This window comes from Gemmata sp. (assembly GCF_051859125.1).
Classification (GTDB): Bacteria; Planctomycetota; Planctomycetia; order Gemmatales; family Gemmataceae; genus Gemmata.
This window is the reverse complement of sequence record NZ_JBHYGG010000001.1, coordinates 152,799-173,704: the sequence shown is the minus strand read 5'-3', so window position 1 is coordinate 173,704 and position 20,906 is coordinate 152,799. Positions and strand designations below refer to the sequence as shown.

15 protein-coding genes are annotated in these 20,906 nt (G+C 72.1%); 11 read left to right on the top strand and 4 right to left on the bottom strand.

The window, feature by feature from the left end; genetic code table 11:
* Positions 1-2 precede the first annotated feature (2 nt).
* Both ACTIGN_RS00575 and ACTIGN_RS00570 read right to left on the bottom strand, forming a co-directional pair.
* Positions 3-1,931 carry an ATP-binding protein gene (locus tag ACTIGN_RS00575; protein WP_439620408.1) on the bottom strand — a complete coding sequence of 643 codons (1,929 nt, stop codon included), beginning with the start codon at positions 1,929-1,931 and terminating at the stop codon, positions 3-5.
* 139 nt (positions 1,932-2,070) lie between these two features.
* Positions 2,071-3,039 (bottom strand): DUF1559 domain-containing protein, encoded by a 969-nt coding sequence (locus ACTIGN_RS00570; RefSeq protein ID WP_439620407.1) that lies wholly within the window; start codon positions 3,037-3,039, stop codon positions 2,071-2,073.
* 189 nt (positions 3,040-3,228) lie between these two features.
* Between ACTIGN_RS00570 and ACTIGN_RS00565 the strand changes: the two genes are divergently transcribed.
* The 11 genes from ACTIGN_RS00565 (at position 3,229) to ACTIGN_RS00515 (ending at position 17,144) form a co-directional block, all read left to right on the top strand.
* Positions 3,229-4,569, top strand: coding sequence for a DUF1501 domain-containing protein (locus tag ACTIGN_RS00565; protein ID WP_439620406.1), 1,341 nt, complete (start codon positions 3,229-3,231; stop codon positions 4,567-4,569).
* A gap of 425 nt (positions 4,570-4,994) precedes the next feature.
* Positions 4,995-5,558, top strand: coding sequence for a hypothetical protein (locus tag ACTIGN_RS00560; protein WP_439620404.1), 564 nt, complete (start codon positions 4,995-4,997; stop codon positions 5,556-5,558).
* 19 nt (positions 5,559-5,577) lie between these two features.
* The gene (locus ACTIGN_RS00555) at positions 5,578-6,624 is read left to right on the top strand and encodes a galactose-1-phosphate uridylyltransferase (protein ID WP_439620402.1); all 1,047 of its coding nucleotides are present in this window, start codon (positions 5,578-5,580) and stop codon (positions 6,622-6,624) included.
* 30 nt (positions 6,625-6,654) lie between these two features.
* On the top strand, positions 6,655-7,263 hold the full coding sequence (gene nadD / locus ACTIGN_RS00550) for a nicotinate-nucleotide adenylyltransferase (protein WP_439620401.1): 609 nt from the start codon (positions 6,655-6,657) through the stop codon (positions 7,261-7,263).
* Between the two features lie 291 nt (positions 7,264-7,554).
* The gene (locus tag ACTIGN_RS00545) at positions 7,555-9,414 is read left to right on the top strand and encodes a TIGR03960 family B12-binding radical SAM protein (RefSeq protein WP_439620399.1); all 1,860 of its coding nucleotides are present in this window, start codon (positions 7,555-7,557) and stop codon (positions 9,412-9,414) included.
* A 252-nt stretch (positions 9,415-9,666) separates the two neighbouring features.
* Positions 9,667-10,005: an ArsR/SmtB family transcription factor gene (locus tag ACTIGN_RS00540; RefSeq protein ID WP_439620397.1), complete on the top strand. Its 339-nt coding sequence runs from the start codon at positions 9,667-9,669 to the stop codon at positions 10,003-10,005.
* Between the two features lie 368 nt (positions 10,006-10,373).
* Entirely contained in the window at positions 10,374-10,829 is a 456-nt protein-coding gene (locus ACTIGN_RS00535) for a pyridoxamine 5'-phosphate oxidase family protein (RefSeq protein WP_439620395.1), read from the top strand.
* A 58-nt stretch (positions 10,830-10,887) separates the two neighbouring features.
* Positions 10,888-12,540, top strand: coding sequence for a hypothetical protein (locus tag ACTIGN_RS00530; protein ID WP_439620393.1), 1,653 nt, complete (start codon positions 10,888-10,890; stop codon positions 12,538-12,540).
* Positions 12,541-12,569: 29 nt separating this feature from the next.
* On the top strand, positions 12,570-13,232 hold the full coding sequence (locus tag ACTIGN_RS00525; protein ID WP_439620392.1) for a trimeric intracellular cation channel family protein: 663 nt from the start codon (positions 12,570-12,572) through the stop codon (positions 13,230-13,232).
* Between the two features lie 82 nt (positions 13,233-13,314).
* Positions 13,315-15,423, top strand: coding sequence for a serine/threonine-protein kinase (locus ACTIGN_RS00520; RefSeq protein ID WP_439620390.1), 2,109 nt, complete (start codon positions 13,315-13,317; stop codon positions 15,421-15,423).
* Positions 15,424-15,536: 113 nt separating this feature from the next.
* Positions 15,537-17,144, top strand: coding sequence for a sialate O-acetylesterase (locus ACTIGN_RS00515; protein WP_439620388.1), 1,608 nt, complete (start codon positions 15,537-15,539; stop codon positions 17,142-17,144).
* A 68-nt stretch (positions 17,145-17,212) separates the two neighbouring features.
* On the opposite strand, the gene ACTIGN_RS00510 is transcribed toward ACTIGN_RS00515, so the two are convergent.
* Both ACTIGN_RS00510 and ACTIGN_RS00505 read right to left on the bottom strand, forming a co-directional pair.
* On the bottom strand, positions 17,213-18,946 hold the full coding sequence (locus ACTIGN_RS00510) for a sensor histidine kinase (protein WP_439620387.1): 1,734 nt from the start codon (positions 18,944-18,946) through the stop codon (positions 17,213-17,215).
* On the bottom strand, positions 18,943-20,556 hold the full coding sequence (locus ACTIGN_RS00505; RefSeq protein ID WP_439620386.1) for a hypothetical protein: 1,614 nt from the start codon (positions 20,554-20,556) through the stop codon (positions 18,943-18,945). Before ACTIGN_RS00505 ends, ACTIGN_RS00510 begins: the two co-directional genes overlap by 4 nt.
* Positions 20,557-20,906: the final 350 nt, after the last annotated feature.

Sequence of the window (20,906 nt, the reverse complement as noted above, 5' to 3'; positions counted from 1 at the left end):
GGTCACCTGATCGGGACGTTAAGGGTCAGGGTCGTGCCCCCGCCGGGCACCGTCCGAACGGTCACCTCGCCGCCCAGGGCGGTCGCGCGGAACCGGACCCCCCGGAGCCCGGTCCCGGCGGTCACCTTGCCCGGGTCGAACCCGACCCCGTCGTCGGCCACGGTCACGAGGAAGGCGTCGGCCACGCGGCCGCACCTCACGGTGACGTTCCGCGCGCGGGCGTGGCGGGCGACGTTGTGGAGGATTTCCTTGAACGCGAGGAAGAGCTGCCGCTTGAACTCGAGCGAGACGCGGGCGGGCAGGCAGCCGTCGGGGGCGTCGAAGGTGAACGTGACCCCGACGAGCAGGGTCGCGGCCGATTCCCGGAGCTTGGCCAGCAGGTCGCCGCTAGTGTCCGGGCCGCGGCCCATGAGCCACACGAGGTCGCGGAGCGAGTCCGCCGTGCGCTGCGCGACGCGGGCGATCTCGGGCAGGTCGTCCGCGTCCCCGGCCTGGGCCAGGAGCAGGATGCCGCCGAGGTTGCTGCCGACCTCGTCGTGCAGGTCGCGGGAGATCCGATCGCGGAGCCGCTCGGCCTCGCGGCGGCGGGCGACCCGCCCGCGCCAGACGACCGCGCCGACGAGGACGGCCGCGGCGACCGCGAGCCACCCTGCGAGGGTGACGAGCCGGGCGTAGGCGTTGGCCCGGGTCTCGTCGAGGGCCGCCTCGACCGCCCGCCACGCGGCGTGCCACTGGTTCGTCTTCGCTTCCACCGCCGCCCACTCCGGCCACTCGGCGAGGCGGTGCTGGCTCGCGTACCCGTCCACGAGGTGCCGGGTGCCCCACAGCCCCCGCTCGATGGTATCGCGCGCGGCCACGGGCCGCCCGAGGGTGACGTTCGTGCCGCCGCTGTAGACCTGGAGTTCCGCGAGCGCGAACACGTAGTCCTGGGTCCGCTCCCAGAGCCGGGTCGCCGTCACCCGCACGTACCGGCCCCGGAACCCGTCAGCCGGTACGACCACGAGCCCGTCGCCGGGGTTCGGGTAGTCGGCCGCGGTCGCGTCCAGGAGGACCCGCCGGGAGGCGAACGCGGCGTCCGAGGCGACCTCGACCCGGAACCGGAGCGGGAACCCGAACCCGCTCCGCTCCGCGAAGTCGCTCGGCCGGGCGGGGACGAGCCGGACCTCCTGGAGCTCGCGGTCCTCTCCCAGGTCCACTTGCACCCACTTCTCCGCGTCGGGGGCGGGGCTGATGTCCGAGTGGTAGCCGTTGGCGGGGCTGAGTTCGGGGGCGAGCGGGGGGCCGATGATCCCCTGACCGTCGACGAGGTTCCGCAGGCTCCAGACGGGACCGTTCTCGAGCGGGTCGGACCCGACGACGGCGCACCCCGCGGCGACATTCCGATTCCCCGAGAGGACCATCACCTCGCCGAGCGCGAAGAAGTACAGCGCACCGCGGGTGGTGAGGACGGTCGCGGTGACCCGGACGTACCGGGCGGGCCGCTGGTTCGCCGGCACGATCACCGGCCGGTCGCCGGAAGTGACGCCGATCTCGGCCACCAGGAAGGCGTCCGATAGGTCCTCCTTGTCGGCGAGTTCGACCCGCACTTTCCGCGGGAACAGGTACCCGGGGCCGGCCTCGCCGGTCGGGCCGACGGCCGGGACGATCACGACGGTGTCGATGGCGTGGCGGTCGTACAGGTCGATTTGAACCCACCGGGCGCTGGTCGAGGTGTGCGCGGCCCGGCTGTGGTAGCCGAGGGCCGGGCAGGCCGCGAGCGGGGCGCGGGGGGCGGGGGTGCCGGCCCGCAACTCGCGGCGCCGCTCGTCGAGTGCGCGGAAGTCCGGGCTGACCCACTTGGCCAGGGTGTCGAGGGCGGTCGGCTGTGCGGCGCCCGCGGGCGGAACGGCCACGAGCACGGCCGCCAGGGCAAGAACGGCGCTGCGGAGCATGCCACCAGTATCCGGCGTGGGGGGCCGTACCGCCCCTGCGTTCCGGGGGGGGGGGGGGGGGGCCGGGGGGTCGGGCGGGCCCGTCTGCGCGGTGGCCGCCGGCCCGATGGGTGCGAGTGTGTCGCGGCCGGCTCGGGCGCTACTCGTCGCTGACCACGTTCCCGTCGTTGATCGACCCCATGTTCGCCCAGGTCGTGCCGGTGACGGCGTTGCGGACGAACTGCACGCTCCCGTCGCACCGGACCGCGTTCGCCCCGCCGGTGTGCCGGCTGCGGGCGGCGTTCTGCCCGGCGGCCCCGGCCGCGGCGCACGGCAGCAGCGGGTCCGTGTTCGGCGAGCACCGCCCCGTGTCGGGCGACGTCGAGTTCGGGGTGTTGATGGTCATCACCATGAACCCGGTGTACGAGGCGTCGTCGTTGAACACGTCGCCGCGGGCGTCGTTCCCGTCCGTGTCGGTCTTCGCCAGGATGATCTCCGCCATCAGGACCGTGTTCGACGTGCCGTCGGTGACGTCGGTCATCCTGGTCTTGAACGGGCTCCCGGCCGCACCGTTGGTCCACCCGAAGGGGGCACGGGACGTGGCCGAGGTGCCGTTGGAGACGACGTTGCCCCAGTTCACCATGTAGTTGCTCCGCGCCCGGTAGTACGGGTCGCCCTTCCAGATCGCCCCGACCCGGTCGCTCGGGCAGTAGTAGATGCCCGGGGTCTGCGCGCACACTCCTGTCGTCGCGTTCGTGTTGATGCGGCCGGCGTCGTGGAAGTTGCCGGCGTCCGTGTTGCCGTACTGCCCCGCGAGGGCCGACTGCTCAACGTACGGCCACAGGTACACGATCCAGGTTTTGCGGCCGCCGCTGTTCGTTGCCCCGATCGGGAACGTTTGCGCCGCGTCGTGGTGGCCGTGCATCGCCAGCCCCCACTGCTTGAGGTTGTTCTGGCACTTCATCCGCGACGCCGCCTCGCGGACCTTCTGCACGGCGGGGAGGAGCAACCCGATCAGGATCGCGATGATCGCGATCACCACGAGCAGCTCGATGAGCGTGAACCCGCCCAGGCGGTCGCGCCGCTGCACTGCTCGGACCGGAACCCGGCTCAACACGGACGATGACATGATGACCTCGGGAACGAGAAGATGAGACTCGGTGGGATGTTGTTCGCGTACTCTTCCCACCTCCCCACACCCTACTCGCGGCCAAAAGTGTCACGCCTCACGCGATCACGTGAAGCGTGCTATAGTCTTGCGAATCTAATCTTTCTTACACCTCCCGCCGCACGCAGCTCGAACCACTCGGAGCCCACCATGTTGTCGATCCCCGTCGGCGCGACCCGCCTGTGCGACGGCGCGACCCGCCGGACGTTCCTCCGTGCGGGGGCGCTGGCCGTTCCGGGGCTCTCGCTGTCCCTCGCGGACCTGTTGCGGGCCGAGGAGCGGGCCGGCTCCCGGTCCCGGCACAAGGCGGTCATCCACATCACGCTCGGCGGCGGCCCGCCGCACCAGGACACGTTCGACCTGAAGCCCGGCGCGCCGGCCGAAATCCGCGGCGAGTTCAAGCCGATCCGAACCGCCGTGCCGGGCCTGGACATCTGTGAAGTGTTCCCGAAGATCGCGGGGCTCGCCGACAAGTTCGCGGTTCTGCGCTCCATCGTGGGGGCCGAAGCACGGCACGACACGTTCCAGTGCCTCACCGGCTGGAAGCTCGATGAGCTGGGCAGCCTCGGGGGGCGGCCGTGCCTCGGGGCCGCGGCGGGGAAGCTCCTCGGGCCGGTGCCCGGGTCCGCCCCGACCGTGGTGGGCCTCAACAACATCGGGACGTGGCGGCGGGCGGGGCACGGCGGCTTCCTCGGGCCGGCGCACGGGCCGTTCCTCCCACAGGGGCCGGCCCTCAGCGACATGCGACTGAAGGGCACGACGGCCGACCACCTCGCGGACCGCAGGCGGCTCCTCGCGGCGTTCGACACGGCCCGCCGCGACGCCGACCGGTCGGGGGCGATGGGAGCGATGGACGAGTTCGAGAAGCGGGCGTTCGAGGTCATCACGTCGTCCCGGCTGGTCGAGGCGCTCGACCTCTCCAAGGAGCCCGAGAAGGTCCGCCAGCGGTACGGGGACGGGAAGCCCTACGGCAGGCACATCCTCGACGGCTCGCCGACCGCGAACGAGATGTTCTTGCTGGCCCGGCGGCTCGTCGAGGCCGGCGTCCGCGTGGTCACGGTCCCCTACGGCCGCTGGGACTCGCACCTGGACAACTTCCACTTCATGCGGGACCACGGGCCGAAGCTCGACCAGGCGCTCACGGCGCTGGTGGAAGACCTCGACGCCCGGGGCATGCTCGACGACGTGACGGTCATCGCGTGGGGCGAGTTCGGGCGCACGCCGAAGATCAACAAGGACGCGGGCCGCGACCACTGGCCCGAGGTGAACTGCGCGATCCTCGCCGGCGGCGGCATGAAGGTCGGCCAGGTGATCGGGAGCACGACGCGGTACGCCGAGAGCGCCAAGGACCGGCCGATCGACTTCCAGGAGGTGCTCGCGACGCTGTACCACAACCTCGGCATCGACGTGACCACGGCGCAACTGACCGACCCGACCGGTCGCCCGCAGTTCCTCGTCGACGCGAAGCCGATCCGCGAACTCGTCGGGTGACGGAGCGGGGCGGTGTGAACGAGAAAGCGGTCCGAGGAGTCCCTCGGGCCGCTTCGTTCCCGCGCGTCTACTTCCCGACCTGGCCCGCGGAGGGCTCGCGGCACCGCCGGCCGAACGTCTCCGTGGCCAAGAACGGAACCACGACCGGCGGGGTTGCTCCAGACCGTTCTTGGCCACGGAGACGTTCGGCCGATAGCGGTGCTGGAACAGCCCTCCCCGGGGCGCACGACAAGCCATGTACTCGGACGACGCAACATCGTCCCGTCGCAGGGCGACGAGCTAAACCACCACGGGAACGGTGCCAGCGTACTCCGCACCTCTCGCGCTCGCAAGCGACTTTCACCTCGACACGCTCTCGGCGCGACGCTATGAGACCGGCGTGGCAGGCTTCGGGGGAAGGCTGCGCGCCGTCGGGGGAAATGCTGATGACTCGTCTCGTGCTGCTGGTCGCGGCGGGGGTTGCCGGACTGTCGGGCTGTGCGACCCAGGCAAGGTACGTCGAGCGGACCGCCGACTCCGGCGTCATCGCCATTCCCGAGAACACCGACACGTTCCCGTCGTTCAGCCGGTCCGAGGCGCTGTCGCTCATCGAGAAGCACGTCGGCCCGAACTACGACATCGTCGAGGAGCGGCCGGTCGCCACCCAGGTGCCGAACCGCCGGAACCTCCAGGCCGAGACGGAGTTCGTCCGGAGCCCGAACCGCATTACCCCGTCGACCGCAACGGACCCCCGCACGCCGGTGGCCGAGGGGACGCACGAGGTCACGGAGTGGCGGATCGCGTACCGCAAGCGCACCGGTTCGTGGCTGAGTGACGGCGGACTCACCACGTCGGCCGCGGCGCTGACTCCGGCAGCGGGTGAGGTTCAACAGACCCAGTACCAGTCGGGGGCCGTGCACGCGAGCGTCGTCAACGCCGGCGGCATTGTGCCGTCCGTTGCCCCGGGCGGCGGGGTGGTGACGGCCGACGGGACCGGCACGCCGCGGTGACGCGCACTACCCTACCCGCATGAGTCCCGAACCCGAATTCCGCCGCGACCCGGTGTGCGGCCGGTGGGCGGTCGTCGCCCCGGAGCGGTCGCACCGGCCCATCACCCTTGAGGGCGTCGAGCCGCGGCACCGCCGCAACGGCGAGCGCCGCCCGTGCCCGTTCTGCCCCGGGCAGGAGCACGACACCCCGGACGAGGTGCTCGCGTACCGCGACCCGGGCTCTCCCCCGGACGGTCCCGGGTGGCACCTCCGCGTCGTGCCGAACAAGTTCCCCGCGGTGCGGCCCGACGTCGGCGGCGCGTTCTGCGCCGTCGGGGGCATGGTGTTCCTCACCACGCCCGGGTTCGGCCGCGCCGAGGTCGTCATCGAGTGCGCCGAGCACCTCGCCGACCCAACGGCCCTGTCCCCGCAACAACTCACCGACGTGTTCCGCGCGTACCGCGCGCGCCTGGTCGCGCTCGCGGACGACTCCCGACTCGCCTACGCCGCGGTGTTCAAGAACGTCGGGGCCGAGGCCGGCGCGTCGCTGGGCCACACCCACTCGCAAATCATCGCGCTGCCGATCGTCCCCGACGCGATCGAGGCCGAGCTCCTGGGGGCCGAAGCGTTCCACGCGCGCACCGGGCGGTGCGTGTTCTGCGACCTCGCGGCCCGCGAACTCGCCGCCGGCGAGCGGGTCGTCGCCCGGTCCGAAAACTTCCTCGCCGTCACCGCGTTCGCCCCGCGGTACGCCTACGAGTTTTGGGTGCTGCCCCTGGCGCACTCCGCCCGTTATGAAGCGATCACCGACGCGCTCGCGTCCGAACTCGCGGGCCTTATCCGGCGCGTCCTGGTCGCACTCGACGGGGTGCGGGCCGAGCCGGCGTACAACTGGTTCCTCCACACGGCCCCGCTGCGGTCCCCCGAACTGCCGCACTACCACTGGCACATCGAGGTGCTCCCCCGCACGGCGCGGCCCGCCGGGCTGGAGTGGGGGTACGGGTGCTTCATCACCACCGTGTCGCCCGAGCACGCGGCGGCCGAACTCCGCGGAGTGTTGCCGCCCGATCAACGGCCGGTAGGCTGACGCTTTCGGCACTCTGCGACGGGGCGACCCATGCGAATCGGCATCTTCGGCGGCACGTTCGACCCGGTCCACCTGGGCCACCTCATCATCGCCGAGCAGTGCCGGACCCAGGCCGGGTTCGACCAGGTGTGGTTCGTGCCCAGCGCGCACCCGCCGCACAAGGCGGGGCAGGGGGTCACGCGGTTCGACCAGCGGTGCGACATGATCGAACTGGCGATCGCGGGCCACCCCTCGTTCCGGGTCGAGCGGATCGAGCAGCAGCTCGCGCCGCCGAGCTACACGGCCGAGACGCTCGCCGAACTCGCCCGCCGCCAGCCGAGCGACGAGTTCTTCCTGCTCATGGGGTCCGACGGGCTCCCGGACCTCCCGGGCTGGTACGAGCCGCACCGCGTGATCGAGCGCGCCGGGCTCGTGGTCGTCCCGCGGCCCGGCGTCATGCTCTGGACCGCCGAGCGGCTCGCGACCGCCCTCGGGGTGCCCGTCGCGGCGGTGCGGATGCGGTTCGTCGCGTGCCCGATGATCGAGATCGCCAGCCGCGAGTTGCGCCGGGCGGTCGCCGACGGGCTGAGCGTCCGGTACCTGGTCCCGCGGGCGGTCGAGGAGTACCTCAACGACCGCAAACTGTACGCCCGGAAGTGACCCCACCGGGGGCGTTCTCATTGATTCGGCGCGGGTGCGCCACCCGTCGCCGATGAACTCCATTTTCGCCAAATCAACCTAATTCTTGCGGACAATTTTGTATCAGATTATAGCAAGTCGTTTCGGGCGTATAACTTGAGCCGATGCGGCTCAATTCCGCTTCGCCACGCTCCGCCCGGACAAACTTCGGTCCGAATGAGACGGGGAGCGGCCGATGGCGCGAAGCGGACCGCTCGTCCACCTGCTACAATGACGCCGTTCCAGTTGTGCCGAATTCCGGGGCCGGTTCCGATGCTGAACACCGCACTTCGAGACGCCGTCATGCGGGTGCTGCCGCGGGTGAAGACCCCCGCCCAGTACACCGGCGGCGAACTCAACTCCACGCCCAAGGACCACCGCCAGGTCCGCGGCAAGCTCTGCATGTGCTTCCCGGACGCGTACACGATCGGCATGAGCCACCACGGCCTCCAGGTGCTCTACACGATCATGAACAACGACCCGCAGTGGGCGTGCGAGCGGGCGTTCGCCCCGTGGCTCGACTTCGAGGCCGAACTCCGCCGGAACCGCCTCCCGCTCTACAGCCTGGAGACGTTCACCCCGCTCCGCGAGTTCGACCTCGTCGGGTTCAGCCTCCAGTACGAGGTGTGCTACACGAACCTGCTCACGATGATCGACCTCGGGGGCATCCCGCACTTCTCGCGCGACCGCCGGGTCACCGACCCGCTGATCGTCGCCGGCGGCCCCGGCGCGCAGAACCCGGAGCTCCTCGCGCCGTTCGTCGACCTGTTCGTGATCGGCGACGGCGAGGAGTCGCTGCCGTGGGTCATGGAAAAGTGGATGGCGCTCAAGGAGGTCGCGGTCCGCGAGGGCGACACGAGCCCCGAGCGGCGGCTCGAAATGCTCGCCGAGTTGGTGGGCAGCACCGCGTGGGCCTACGCGCCGGTCTTCTACGAGTTCGACTACCACGGCGACGGCACCATCGCGGCCGTGAACCGCACGCGGGCCGACGTGCCGATGCAGATCGAGAGCTGCACGATCGACCAGGACCTCGACGCCATCCCGCTGCCGACGAAGCCGGTCGTGTCGTTCGTGCAGACGCCCCACGACCGCATCGCCATCGAGATCATGCGGGGGTGCCCGTGGCAGTGCCGGTTCTGCCAGTCGACGGTCATCAAGCGGCCCCTGCGGGTGCGGAGCGTCGAGACCATCGTGCAGGCGGCACTCGAGAGCTACCGCAACACGGGGATGAACGAGATCAGCCTGCTGTCGCTGTCGAGCAGCGACTACCCGCACTTCGAGGAGCTGGTGCGGCGGATGCACGAGGTGTTCGGCCCGCTCGGGGTGAACGTCTCGCTCCCGAGCCTGCGGGTGAACCACCAGCTCCGCAGCGTGCCGAAGCTCACGTCCGGGTGGCGGCGGGCCGGGATGACGCTCGCCCCCGAGGTGGCCCGCGACGACATGCGGACGCAGATCCGCAAGCCGATCAAGAACGACGACCTCATCGAGGGGTGCCGGGCCGCGTTCAAGGAGGGGATGTCGCACGTCAAGCTGTACTTCCTGTGCGGGCTCCCCGGCGAGCGGACCGTGGACCTCGACGGGATCGTGGACCTGGCCGAGACGATCAGCCGCGTGGGCCGCGAGTTCGGCGGCCGCGACAAGGAGGTGATCGCCTCGGTCTCGAACTTCATCCCGAAGCCGCACACGCCGTACCAGTGGAACGGGATGCAGACCCGCGAGTACTTCCGCTGGGCCGGGGAGCACCTGCACCGCCGCAAGCGGGTGAAGGCGGTGAAGATCAAGCAGCACGACGTCGAGACGAGCCTGCTCGAGGGCATCCTGACCCGCGGCGACCGCCGGGTGAGCCCGGGGCTGTACGAGGCGTGGAAGCGCGGCGCGCGGTTCGACGGGTGGCGGGAGTGCTTCAACCCGCAACTGTGGTGGGACGCGTTCCGCGACCTGAACATCGACGTGGACTTCTACCGCACCCGGCAGCGCCCGGTGAGCGAGCGGCTCCCGTGGGACCACGTGAACGTGAAGAAGGGCCGGGCGTACCTGGAGAAGGAGCAGGCCCGCAGCGTGGTGCAACTCGGCGTGATGGCCGAGGCCGTCGGCGGGGACGGGGAGAAGGGGCCGACCGGCTGCGGCGGGTGAGCCCGAGACCGGGAGTTTCGAGGTTCGACTTCAAGGTTCAAAGTGGGAAGCCCGATGCGTTCGGCACACGAGACGCGAACCTCCTGGAGCCGGGTCGAGCGCTGATTGTAGCCGGCCTCTGTGAGGCCGGGCCTGTGCGCGTCCCGCAGGTCCGGCCTCACAGAGGCCGGCTACAGAACGGAAACGGTCCGCCGCGATTCAGCATGAGTTCTGGCCCCGGCGCGCCCGGGGCCGCGTTGTACAGGAGCGATCGTGGCGAAAGACCCTCTGGACCCGAAGCGGTGCGCACTGCTCCTCGGCGCGCTGGCCGCGCCCGAGCGGCTGAAGATCGTGCGGTTCCTCGCGGACGGCCCGCACAACGTGACCGAGATCGCCGAGATGCTCGCGGTCGCGCCGGTCAACGTGTCGCACCACCTGACCGTGTTGAAGCACGCGGGGCTGATCCGTGGGACGAAGCGGGGCCGGTTCGTCCACTACGCGCTGAAGCCCGGGATGCTCGAAGAGGCCGAGGCCGCGGGGGTCCCCCGCGAGGCGCTCAACCTCGGGTGCTGCCGGCTCGAGCTCCCGTGCGGCGACACCAAGGTCGGGTGAGACCGAACTTCCGCAGCGCCCCTGGCGGCGTGCTGCTCGCGCCGGAGTGCCCGAGCGGCGTCAGAAAGTGTCGGCGGCGGTTGCGAGCCACGGAACCGCAACACGTAGCAGGTGTTGGTACCTGAGGCGACCGGCCCCGGGGCGCGGCGGCGAGCGCAACGGGTGTTGAAAAACGGCGTTTGTCGCGCGGCGATTCTCGGGTAAGATCTTCCCACCACGGTAGACACAGTCCCTCCCGGCGCCGGCCGACCGAGCGCCCGCTCCGGTCCCCGATCAGCGGAGCGCGTGCGGCCCTCACGCCGTCCCGGCCGGCACCACACGCAGGGGGGCCGTGATCTCGCCCACTCTCCCCGTTGGCAGGTCTTGCGATGGCAAAGCCCTCCCCCGAACCTATCGACCCGCTCAGTGTCCCCGATCTCGCCCTGGCCGTGATCGCCGCGGACCGGTTCCCGTACCTGTCCACCACGGACGGGGACCAGCCGCGGGTCCGCCCCGTGTCGCCGGTCCGCACCGACCGGTTCACGGTCTACGTCGCGAACCTGAAGATGTACCACAAGACGACCGAGATCGCGGCGAACCCCAAGGTCGAGCTGTGCTACCTCGACAACAAGCACGACCAGGTGCGGCTCAGCGGCGTCGCGGAGGTGGTGACCGACCGCCCGCTGCTCCAGGAGATCTGGGACGCGAACCCGCTGCTCCGGCACCACCTCGGCACCATCGACAACCCGTCTCTCATCGTCTACCGGATCAAGCCCGAGCGGGTGCGGTTCATGCGGGAGTGGGCGCTGGAGTACCACGAGGTGCCGGCGCCGGAACTCTGGTGAGTGCCGCGGGCCTCCGTACAACGGCCGTACCTCACCCGTACCGCACCGAGCCCCGCAAATGACGCCGAAGCCCCACCGCCTCGCGGCCGAGTGCCTGGAACCCCGCGAGACGCCGGCCACGTTCACCGTCACCACCACCGCCGACAGCGGGGCGGGCTCCCTCCGCGACGCGATCACCCGGGCGAACGCCTCGCCGGGAGCGGACACCATCGCCTTCGCGATCCCGGTGAGCGACCCCGGGTTCGCCGACGCGAACCAGAACGGCGGGTTCGACCCCGGCGACTACTGGTCGATCGCGCCCACCGCCCCGCTCCCCGCAATAACCAACACCGTCTTGATCGACGGCTGGTCGCAGCCCGGCCTCCCCGGCAACCCGCGGCCGGTGATCGAACTGAACGGCACGAGTGCCGGGGCCGGGGCCGACGGCCTGGCGCTGACCGACCACGTCGGGAGCACCGTTCGCGGGCTCGCGGTGAACCGGTTCGCGGGCACCGGCATCGTCCTCACTTGGGGCGGCGGGCACCGGCTCGTCGGCGACTTCGTCGGCACCGACCCGAGCGGGTCGCAGGCGCGGCCGAACGGCACCGGCATCGTCTTCACCGGGAGCAGCGCCAACACGGTCGGCGGCACGCTCCCGAAGCAGCGGAACGTGATCTCCGGGAACACGGTGCAGGGGCTCCGCCTCACCGACGCGGTCGGCACCACGGTCGTCGGCAACCTCGTCGGTACCAGCGTCACCGGCGGCACCGCGATCCCCAACGGCTCGGTCCTGGCCGACGGCGACGGCATTCGCATCGAGGGGGGCGGGTTCAACGTCGTCGGCGGCACCACCGCGGCCCAACGAAACGTACTGTCCGGGAACTTCGACGACGGCATCGACATCCGCGACCAGTCGGTCGGGAACCAGGTGCTCGGGAACTTCATCGGCGTCAAGGCCGGTGGCCGGGCGGCGCTGGGGAACGGGGCCGACGGGGTGTACGTCGAGAACGCGAGCTTCAACCTGATCGGCGGTGCGGGGGCGGGCGCGGCGAACGTCCTCGGCGCGAACGGGTTTAACGGCGTGTTCCTGTACGGCGACTCGAACAGCAACACCATCGAGGGGAACTTCATCGGGACCAACGCGAGGGGCGACCGGCTCGGGAACGGCACGGTCGCGTCGTTCGCCGACGGCATCTTCCTCGGCCAGTTCGACGGGGCGGTCGGCCCGACCGGCAACACGGTGCGCGCGAACACGATCGCGTTCAACCTCGATTCCGCGATCAGCGTGGACATCGACCCCGCCGCGACGACGGCCGGGAACACGTTCACGCGGAACGCCGTCTCCGGCAACGCCGGCATCGCGATCGACTTCGCCTCGACCGGCGCGCCGACCCCGAACGACGCCGGCGACCCCGACGCCGGCCCGAACCGGCTCCAGAACTTCCCGGTGCTCCTCGCCCCGGTCGCGAACGGGGACGGCACCCGGACCGCCCGCGGCACGCTGAACAGCGTCCCGAACACGACGTTCCGCATCGAGTCCTTCGCGAGCGGCGCGGCCGGCTCGGCGCGGAAGTTCCTCGGGGCGGTGACCGCGACCACCGACGCGGGCGGCAACGCGCCGCCGTTCGAACTCCGGTTCGCCGCCCTCCCGCCCGCGATGAGGTTCGTCACCGCCACCGCGACGAACCTGGCGACCGGCGACACGTCCCAGTTGAGCCCGGCCGTGACGTGAGCCGCCCCGGCCGGCCTATCATGGCGGGTATGCCCGACCCCTGTATCCAGCTCCCGATCGAGTTCGACGTGCTCGCGACGTTCGTGTCCGCGGTGGCCGGGGCGCTCGTCGCCGTCCGCCGCGGGTACGACTACGTGGGGGTGTTCGCGCTCGCGTTCGTGACCGGCCTCGGCGGGGCGCTGCTCCGCGACGGCATCTTCCTCCAGACCGGCCCCGCGGCCGTGGTCCGCGACAGCCGCATCATTCTGGCCGTGCTCGCGGCCACACTGGTCGGCGCGGCGATCAACCAACTCGGCCGCCGGCTGACGCTGTTCGTGCTCGTGTTCGACGCGGTGGGCCTGGGGGTGTACGCGGTCGTCGGGGCGGACCGGTCGCAGGCGGCGGGCCTGGGCCACCTCGGGGCGGTCCTCGTCGGCGTGGTGAACGCGGTCGGGGGCGGCGTGCTGCGGGACGTGTTGACCCGCGAGGAGCCGGTCCTGTTCAAGCCGGGGCAGTACTACGGCATGGCGGCGGTCGTGGCGGCCGGGGTGTTCGTGGGCCTCACCGCGTGCGTCGACGGGTACGAGCCGCTCGCGGCGGCGGCCGGTGCCGCGGCGGGGATCGCGATGCGCCTGCTCGCGGTGCGGTACGACTGGAAGACGCGGCCGCTGTACTGGAAGGACCCGAAGCAGCACCGGGGTTCGGTCGGGTGAAACCCCGAACCGGCGTCGCATTCCGGCCGCGGCGGGGGTAGAATGCGACCTCCGTCGTTGCCACACCGCCCGGGCCCAGGGCATGAGCGACTCAACGCGAATCCTCCGCGTCCCGCCCGCCCCGGACGCGACACCTGACCCCGGCAGCCAGGTCGACCCGCTCGCGCCCCTCACCGAGCCGCACAACGGGGCGTCGTCGGACCTGTTCCACACCCTGCCCAGCGGCCCCATCGTCATCCACACGGCCCACCCGACGCCGGTCAACTTCCCGGGGTACGAGATCCTCGGCGAGCTGGGCCGGGGCGGCATGGGCGTCGTGTACCGCGCCCGCCAGCGGAACCTGAACCGCCTCGTCGCGCTCAAGGTCATCATCGCCGGGCCGCACGCCAGCACCGAGGACAAGGCCCGGTTCCGGCTCGAGGCCGAGGCCGGGGCGCGGCTCCGGCACCCGAACATCGTCCAGGTCCACGACGTGGGCGAGCACGGCGGGTTCGCCTACATGGCCCTCGAACTGGTCGAGGGCGGGACGCTCCGCCGGTGGCAGGGCGAGAAGCCCGTCGCCCCGCGGCTCGCGGTCCAGCTCGCCGTCGCCATCGGCCGCGGCATCCTCCACGCGCACGAAAACGGCATCGTCCACCGCGACCTCAAGCCCGCGAACATCCTCCTCGGGACCGAGGAGAGCCTCGCCGGGGCGGAGCCGGACCCCACGGAGGAGGGCCCGGTGGCCGCGGACGGGGTCGCCCCGGTCGTGCTCGTCCCCAAGGTCACGGACTTCGGGCTCGCGAAGGCGATGGAGGGCGGGCTCGACCTGACCGTCCCGGGGATGGCGTGCGGGACCCCGAACTACATGGCCCCCGAGCAGGTCCGCGGGAGCCGCCGGGTCGGGCCCGGGGTCGACGTGTACGGCCTCGGTGCGGTGCTCTACGAGCTGCTGACCGGTCGCCCGCCGTTCGTCGGCTCGGACGCGGCCGAGGTGATGGACAAGATCCTCCGGGTGGACCCGCCGTCGATCCGCAAGGCCGTGCCGGCCCTCCCGCGGGACCTCGGCGTGATCGTGGCCAAGTGCCTGGAGAAGGACCCCGCCCGCCGCTACCTGACGATGCGGGACCTGCTCGACGAGTTGAGCCGCTTCCTCGCCGGGCTCCCGATCGAGGCCCGGCCCATCGGCGCGTTCGAGCGGTCGTGCCGGTGGGTCCGGCGGAACCCGATCCCGGCGCTGTTCCTGGGCATGTCCGCGTGCGGGTGCGCGGTCACCAGCGGCCTGGCCGTCGCACTGGCCCGGTCCGTGTCGGTCGAGCAGGCGGCCCGCGGCGACGCGGAGCGCGCCCGCGCCGACGCCGACGCGCTCCGGACCGCCGCCGAGGAGGCCCGCGACCAGCTCACCGCGTCGTTCGCCGCGGCGCAGACGCAGAAGGCGGCGGCCGAGACCGAGCGGGCCCGGGCCGAGGCCGCCCGGGGGCACGCCGAGGAGAACCTCCAGATCGCCCGGCAGGTGATCCGCACGACCCTCTACGAGTTCTCCCGCGACACCCGGTTCGAGGGGCCGGAGTTCCGCGAGTACCGGAACAAGCTGATCGCGTCCGTCCGACAGTTCCGCGACGAGGTCGGGTCGCAGTCCGGCGGCTCGATCGAGTGGCTCAACGACCTCGCCGACGTGTCCCACTGGCTCGGGTTCCTCGAGTACCTGAACGACAACCACCCGCAGTCCGCGGCCGAGTACCGGGCCGCGGCCGACGCCGCCCGCAAGTGGGCCGACGCGTCCCCGAGCGACCCCGAGCCGCGGTGGAAGCTCACCGACTCGCTGGTGAACGAGGGGAACGCGCTGTTCAACCACAACAAGCTCGCCGGGGCCGAGGGGGCGTACCGCGAGGCCGTCGCGGTGATCGGCCCCGTGGCCCGCAAGCACCCGACCGAGAAGTACCGCCGCACGGCGGTCCTGGCCCTGGCGCAACTGGCGAACGTGCTGCGGTTCACGGGCACGGCCGTCGAGCAACTCCACGTCGCGGCCGCGGCGCACCGCGAGGCGGCGGCCCTCGCGGCCCGGCGGAGCCCCGAGAACCTGCGGCTCCTCGCGGCCGCCCGGACGACCCTGACGGTCGCACTGTTCCGCGTCCTGACCGAACTGTCGCCCCCGGGGGCGCTCCGCGACCGGCCGCGGGCCGAGGAGCTCGGCCTCGACCCCGACAACTGAACGGCCCGGCGCCGGCAATCCGCCGGCGGGTCGTTGCTATTCCCGCGCGAACCGATTAACCTGTCGCTCGCCTACCTCGCGTGCCCCTCACGCACCTCCCCGGAGTTTCACACATGCGTTCGCTGAAGGTTCTCGCGCTCGCCGCGCTCGTCGGCGGGCTGTCCGCCGGTGCCGCCCGCGCCGACGTCAAGCCGCACCCGCTGTTCTCCGACAACATGGTCCTCCAGCAGGGCGTGGAACTCGCCGTGTACGGCACCGCCGCGCCGGGCGAGGAGGTCGCCGTCAAGCTTGAGCGCAAGGCCGCCGGGGAGGCCGCGGCCGCGGCCGCCACCGCGACCGCCGACAAGGACGGCAACTGGCTCGTCAAGCTCCCGGCCCAGAAGGCCGGCACCGAGTACGCCCTGGAGCTGAAGGGGAAGAACACGGTCGCGTTCAAGAACGTCGCCGTGGGCGAGGTGTGGGTGTGCTCCGGCCAGTCCAACATGTGGTGGCCGGTGGACATGAGCGAGACGCCGGACAAGGTGAAGGAGGGGGCGAAGAACCCGCACCTGCGGCTGTTCACGGTCAAGCAGCGGACCGCCCCGCAGCCCATCGCCGGCCAGGACGACCTGGGCCACTTCACGACCTGGACCGAGTCCGGCCCCGGGACCGTCGGCGGGTTCTCGGCCGTCGGGTACCACTTCGGCCAGAAGCTCCAGAAGGAACTCGGCGTCCCGGTCGGCCTGATCCACAGCTCGTGGGGCGGCACCCCGGCCCAGGCGTGGGCCAGCACCGAGGCGCTCGACGCGGACCCGGCGCTGAAGCACTACGCCGACGCCGGCCGGGCCGCCGCGAAGCAGCACGCGGCCTACGACCAGAAGGCGGCGCTGGCCGCCTACGAGACGGCGCACGAGAAGTGGAAGGCCGACGCGGCGAAGGCCAAGGCCGACGGCAAGCCGGCCCCGAAGGAGCCCGCGAAGCCCGGCGCGAAGGCCCCGGACCTCGGCCCCGGCACCCCGGGCGTCCTCTACAACGCGATGATCCACCCGCTGCTGGCGTTCAAGGTCAAGGGCGCGATCTGGTACCAGGGCGAGTCGAACACCGGCCGCGCGTTCGAGTACCGGACCCTGTTCCCGGCGATGATCGAGGACTGGCGGAAGCGGTTCGGGTGCGACCTGCCGTTCATGGTCGTCCAGCTCGCCCCGTTCGGGAACGGGAACCCGAGCGCGGTGACCTACGCCGAGCTCCGCGACGCGCAGCTCTACACCACGAAGAAGCTCCCGAAGGTCGGGCTGGCCGTCATCACCGACGTCGGCAACGAGAAGGACATCCACCCGAAGCCGAAGCAGCCGGTCGGCGAGCGGCTCGCGCTGGCGGCGCTCGGGATCGAGTACGGCAAGAAGATCGGGTTCAGCGGCCCGGTGTTCAAGGAGGCGAAGTTCGAGGGCTCGGCCGCCACGCTCACGTTCGACCACGTCGGGGGCGGGCTCGTGGCCAAGGACGGTGACCTCGCCGGGTTCACCGCGGCCGCGGCCGACGGCGTGTTCCACCCCGCGAAGGCGACCATCAAGGGCGACACCGTCGCCGTCACCAGCGACAAGGTCGAGAAGGTGGCCGCGGTGCGGTACGGGTGGGTGAACTTCGCGAACCCGACGCTGAACCTGTTCAACAAGGACGGGCTGCCCGCGACGCCGTTCCGCACGGACGACGCGCCGTACACCACGGCCCCCAAGGCGAAGTGACCCACGGGGCGCACGCGCCCCCGAAGGGTCCCCCACACACGCCCACCCGCCGCAACGGGTGGGCGTGTTCACGCGCGGTCCGCGGCCGCCGGGAACCGCATCCGGAACGTGGTCCCCTGGTGCGGGGCCGAGTCGATCTCCAGCTTCGCCCCGTGGTGCTCGAGCACCACCGCGACGAACGACAGCCCGAGCCCCATGCCGGCGCTGTACCCCTCGTAGAGCGCGTTGTCGCGCTTCGTCGTGAAGTGCGTCTTCAGGCAGTTCTCGCGGACGTCCGGGGTCATCCCGATCCCGTTGTCGCGGACCTCCAGCACCACCCCGGCCCCGTCGCGCCGCACCGCGAGCGCCACCTCGCCCTTCCACGCCGCGGCGTCGAGGAGCCGGTGCCGCCGCCGGGCCGGGTCCGGCTCGCGCTTCGCCTCGTCGCGGAGGTGGTTCCGCATCTCGAACGTCGCGTCGCGGGCGTTGAACACGAGGTTCTCGATGGCCTGCTGGAGGTGCGACAGGTCGCCGGTCACCCACTCCGGTCCGTCCGGGACCGCGGCGGAGATGGCGAGCTTCCACTTGTCGCGGCCCATCTCGGCCCAGGTGCCCTGCGACTCGCGGACCAGCGCCGCGAGGTCCACGCGGGTGACCGCCTCGGCCTTCGCCGGGTCGCGCCGCACCGTGTGGAGGATCTGCTGGAGCCGCTCGGTGACGGTGCCCAGGGTGTTCCGGACCTCCTGCAACATGCCCTGCTGCTCGCGGGTGGTGCCGCTCGCGTCGATGCACCGGCTGAGCAGGTCGTTGGGGCGGACGAGCAGGTTCTTGATGTTGTGCGCGTAGCTCCCGGCCATGATGCCGATGCTCGCGTAGAGCTGCGACTTGAGTTCGAGCGCGGCCTTCTCGGCCTCCGCGGCGCGGCTCTCCAGCCGGGCCGTGTCGAGCTGCTGCTCCAGCACCCGGCGGGTGAGTTCCTCGGTGGCGTGCTCGGCCTGCTGCTGCTTCACCTGCGCTTCGAGCAGCTCCTGCTCGGCGAGCTGGTGGGCGACCTGGGCCTGGAGCAGCTCCCGCGCGCGCAGCTCGTGCGCGTGCGCGTTCTGGAACCGGGTCACCTCGCGGGCGCGCTCGCGGCGGAGGTACCGGAGCACGAGCCAGCCCACGAACACCGTCGTCGGCAGCAGCACCGACGCGGTCACCGTCTGCCAGAACCGGAAGTCGTCCTGCTGCTTCTGCATCTGGTGGTAGGTGTGCAGCCGGTACTCCAGGCGGATCGCGGCCGCGGCCCCGGGGCGGTTGAGCGCCGGCTCGAAGCTCAGGGTGTGGAGCTGCGCGCGGGCGTGGCCCCCGGGCTTGGGCTTGGGCGACTCCCAGCGGACCGGCGACGTGTCGCGGCCGGGCGGGGCGGGCACCCCGGAGAAGTCCACCTCGAGCTTGTAGATCTCCGGGAACAGCGGGAGCTGGGCCGAGTACACGCGCGGGGGCTCGGTCATCGCGCGGACCTGCTCGGCGATCTCGTCGCGCTTGTTCTTCAGCCGGTTCGCGTGGTCCGGTCCCGGGGCGTCGTCGAGGAGCAGGTCCACGTGCTCGCGGGCGAGTTCCGCGAGCGTCTTGCGGAAGATGCGGGTGTTGTCCACCCACTCCCGCATGTCGGCCCGGTCCGACTCCTCGCTCCACCACGCGCGCGCGTAGAGGAGCCACGCGAGCAGCGCCGCCATCACGGTCCACAGGACGATGAGCGGGAGCAGCCGGAGGAAGTACGGCCAGAAGGGCAGGGGGGGCGCGTCGGGCAGGCCGGGCGCGGCAGGGGCGGCGGGCGTCATTCCTGCGGTCCCCCTTCCGGCCGCGACAGCGGGCGGGCGTGGACGCGGACCCACTCCCCGCGACCGGGCTGCCGGCTGTACACTTCGAGGACCCCGTCCGGCTGCTTCCCGCGTGCGGACTCCGCCGCGAACGTCGGCCGCAGGACGACGACGTGCTCGCCGGTGCCGCTGAGCCGGTCCCCCGACCGGTCGAAGAACGCCGGGCGCTGCGCCCGGAGCCGCTCGTCGAGCCGGTCCGGGGTCGCGACGAGGTCGGCCTCGCCGTCGGGGAACGCGGCGGCCGCGACCACCCGCGTGAGCCGCGTGTAGAGCCGAATGTCCTCGGTGCTCGACCGCACGGCCCCGGGCCGGGGGGCCGTGAGTTCGTAACCCGCGGGCGGCGCGGCCCCGCCGGGCGCGTCCCACCCGAACGGGTCGGCGTGGGTGAACAGCACCAGGGGAATGGAGATCGACCGCGTCGGCCACGCGAACTCGCGGTCGCGGAAGAACGTGTTCACCCCCATCCCGTCGCCGGTGATCGCGACGAGTTGCCGGCCGACGCCCGGGTCCCCCTGGACGAGCGCGCGGAGGGTGCGGCGGGCCGGGGCCGACACGGTCGGGATCACCAGCACGGACCGGAACCCCGGGGGCGGCAGGTTCGCGAGGACGTGCTCGGCGACCTGGGCCTCGGCCGGGTTCGGGCGGTTCAGGCGGCCCGTGCTGAACGGGACCGAGTGCGTCGTGACCGCCAGCCGCGGCAGGTCGCAGTCGCCGGTCGCGCGCTGCTGGAGCGCCTCGCGGAACTTGAAGCACAGGTCCGTCGAGTACGGGTCGTCGCGCCACTCGATCGCGTGCGCCGGGAGCGGCTCCTCGGGGGGCAGCGTGTCGAAGGCCAGGGCCGGGAGCGTCGGCCACAGGAGGTGCGCCGCGGCCCCGAGCGCCCGAACGCCCGGCAGCGCGATCGCGCCGGGCCGGAGGGTCGGGTCCGAGAGGACGAAGTCGGTGACCGACGTTGCCATCTGCCGGTTGGTGAAGCAGAACCGGAACGAGCGGTCGTAGATCGAGATCAGGTTCGGCCCCCGCGCGCCGCCCGCGTCGTCGTCGGGGTCGACGCGGTCCGCGGTGGCGGTCGCGAGGAACAGGAGCGGGCGGGCGGCGCGCCACTTCGCGTCCCGCATCGCGTCGGCCAGCACCCGCGCCCGGTCGCTCGACCACCCGCCCAGGACCGCGAGCGGCGGCGGGTCCGCGGCGGCCAGCGCGGTGACCCAGTCCTCCTGCGTGCTCGTGTTGGTGAGCTTGTACCACCGGACCCGGACGGCCCCGGCGCACCCCTTGCGGCGGAGGACCACCTCGGGGACCGACGTGGTCTTGTCGGGGAACGCGTGCGAGTCGTCGACCTCCAGGCCGTCCGGGCCGCCGTCGCCGGCCATCTCCGCCCGCTTCACGCCCCAGACGAAGTTCTCCCAGGCGTCGAACGCGGTCGGGTTGTGGAGCCAGGCGACCTCGCGGTCCCCGGCCGGCACCGGGCGCGGCCGCGCCACCGGCCGCGGGGCGAGGAGCCCCGGGAGGTACGCGACCAGCAGGCCGCCCGCGACGGCGGCGACCAGGAACCAGACCCACCACTTCCGCATCGCTCCCTCCGGCACGCGGTCCCACTGCCCACATTCTTCAGCGTTCCGCACGGGAATGGTAGCCCAGCCGCGCCGCGCCCGTCTGCGCGTGATTTTCACGAAGCGTTTCAAGCGCCGCCGCCCGGCCGCCGATCTTAGGTGTGTCACCCGCCCCGCCGCCGAAGCCGGCCCGGGGCGGCGGCTCCGCCGGTCCCACCCGATGTGTGCGGGTCGGCCGGCGGGACCGGTTGGTGGGAAGCGGTCGGGCGGGAGCGATCCGGCAACACCCCGTTGCCGTCGACCCCCGCCCGGCCGGCACCGGTCGATCGGGCGCGCGGCCCCCGACGCCGCTCGGTCCCGGACTTCCCCGG

What these genes read in the sequence shown, in the direction of transcription:
- ACTIGN_RS00575 (WP_439620408.1), bottom strand. Translation starts at nt 1,931, where the DNA reads ATGCTCCGCAGCGCCGTTCTTGCCCTGGCGGCCGTGCTCGTGGCCGTT.
- ACTIGN_RS00570 (WP_439620407.1), bottom strand. Translation starts at nt 3,039, where the DNA reads ATGTCATCGTCCGTGTTGAGCCGGGTTCCGGTCCGAGCAGTGCAGCGG.
- ACTIGN_RS00565 (WP_439620406.1), top strand. Translation starts at nt 3,229, where the DNA reads ATGTTGTCGATCCCCGTCGGCGCGACCCGCCTGTGCGACGGCGCGACC.
- ACTIGN_RS00560 (WP_439620404.1), top strand. Translation starts at nt 4,995, where the DNA reads ATGACTCGTCTCGTGCTGCTGGTCGCGGCGGGGGTTGCCGGACTGTCG.
- ACTIGN_RS00555 (WP_439620402.1), top strand. Translation starts at nt 5,578, where the DNA reads ATGAGTCCCGAACCCGAATTCCGCCGCGACCCGGTGTGCGGCCGGTGG.
- nadD (WP_439620401.1), top strand. Translation starts at nt 6,655, where the DNA reads ATGCGAATCGGCATCTTCGGCGGCACGTTCGACCCGGTCCACCTGGGC.
- ACTIGN_RS00545 (WP_439620399.1), top strand. Translation starts at nt 7,555, where the DNA reads ATGCTGAACACCGCACTTCGAGACGCCGTCATGCGGGTGCTGCCGCGG.
- ACTIGN_RS00535 (WP_439620395.1), top strand. Translation starts at nt 10,374, where the DNA reads ATGGCAAAGCCCTCCCCCGAACCTATCGACCCGCTCAGTGTCCCCGAT.
- ACTIGN_RS00530 (WP_439620393.1), top strand. Translation starts at nt 10,888, where the DNA reads ATGACGCCGAAGCCCCACCGCCTCGCGGCCGAGTGCCTGGAACCCCGC.
- ACTIGN_RS00525 (WP_439620392.1), top strand. Translation starts at nt 12,570, where the DNA reads ATGCCCGACCCCTGTATCCAGCTCCCGATCGAGTTCGACGTGCTCGCG.
- ACTIGN_RS00520 (WP_439620390.1), top strand. Translation starts at nt 13,315, where the DNA reads ATGAGCGACTCAACGCGAATCCTCCGCGTCCCGCCCGCCCCGGACGCG.
- ACTIGN_RS00515 (WP_439620388.1), top strand. Translation starts at nt 15,537, where the DNA reads ATGCGTTCGCTGAAGGTTCTCGCGCTCGCCGCGCTCGTCGGCGGGCTG.
- ACTIGN_RS00510 (WP_439620387.1), bottom strand. Translation starts at nt 18,946, where the DNA reads ATGACGCCCGCCGCCCCTGCCGCGCCCGGCCTGCCCGACGCGCCCCCC.
- ACTIGN_RS00505 (WP_439620386.1), bottom strand. Translation starts at nt 20,556, where the DNA reads ATGCGGAAGTGGTGGGTCTGGTTCCTGGTCGCCGCCGTCGCGGGCGGC.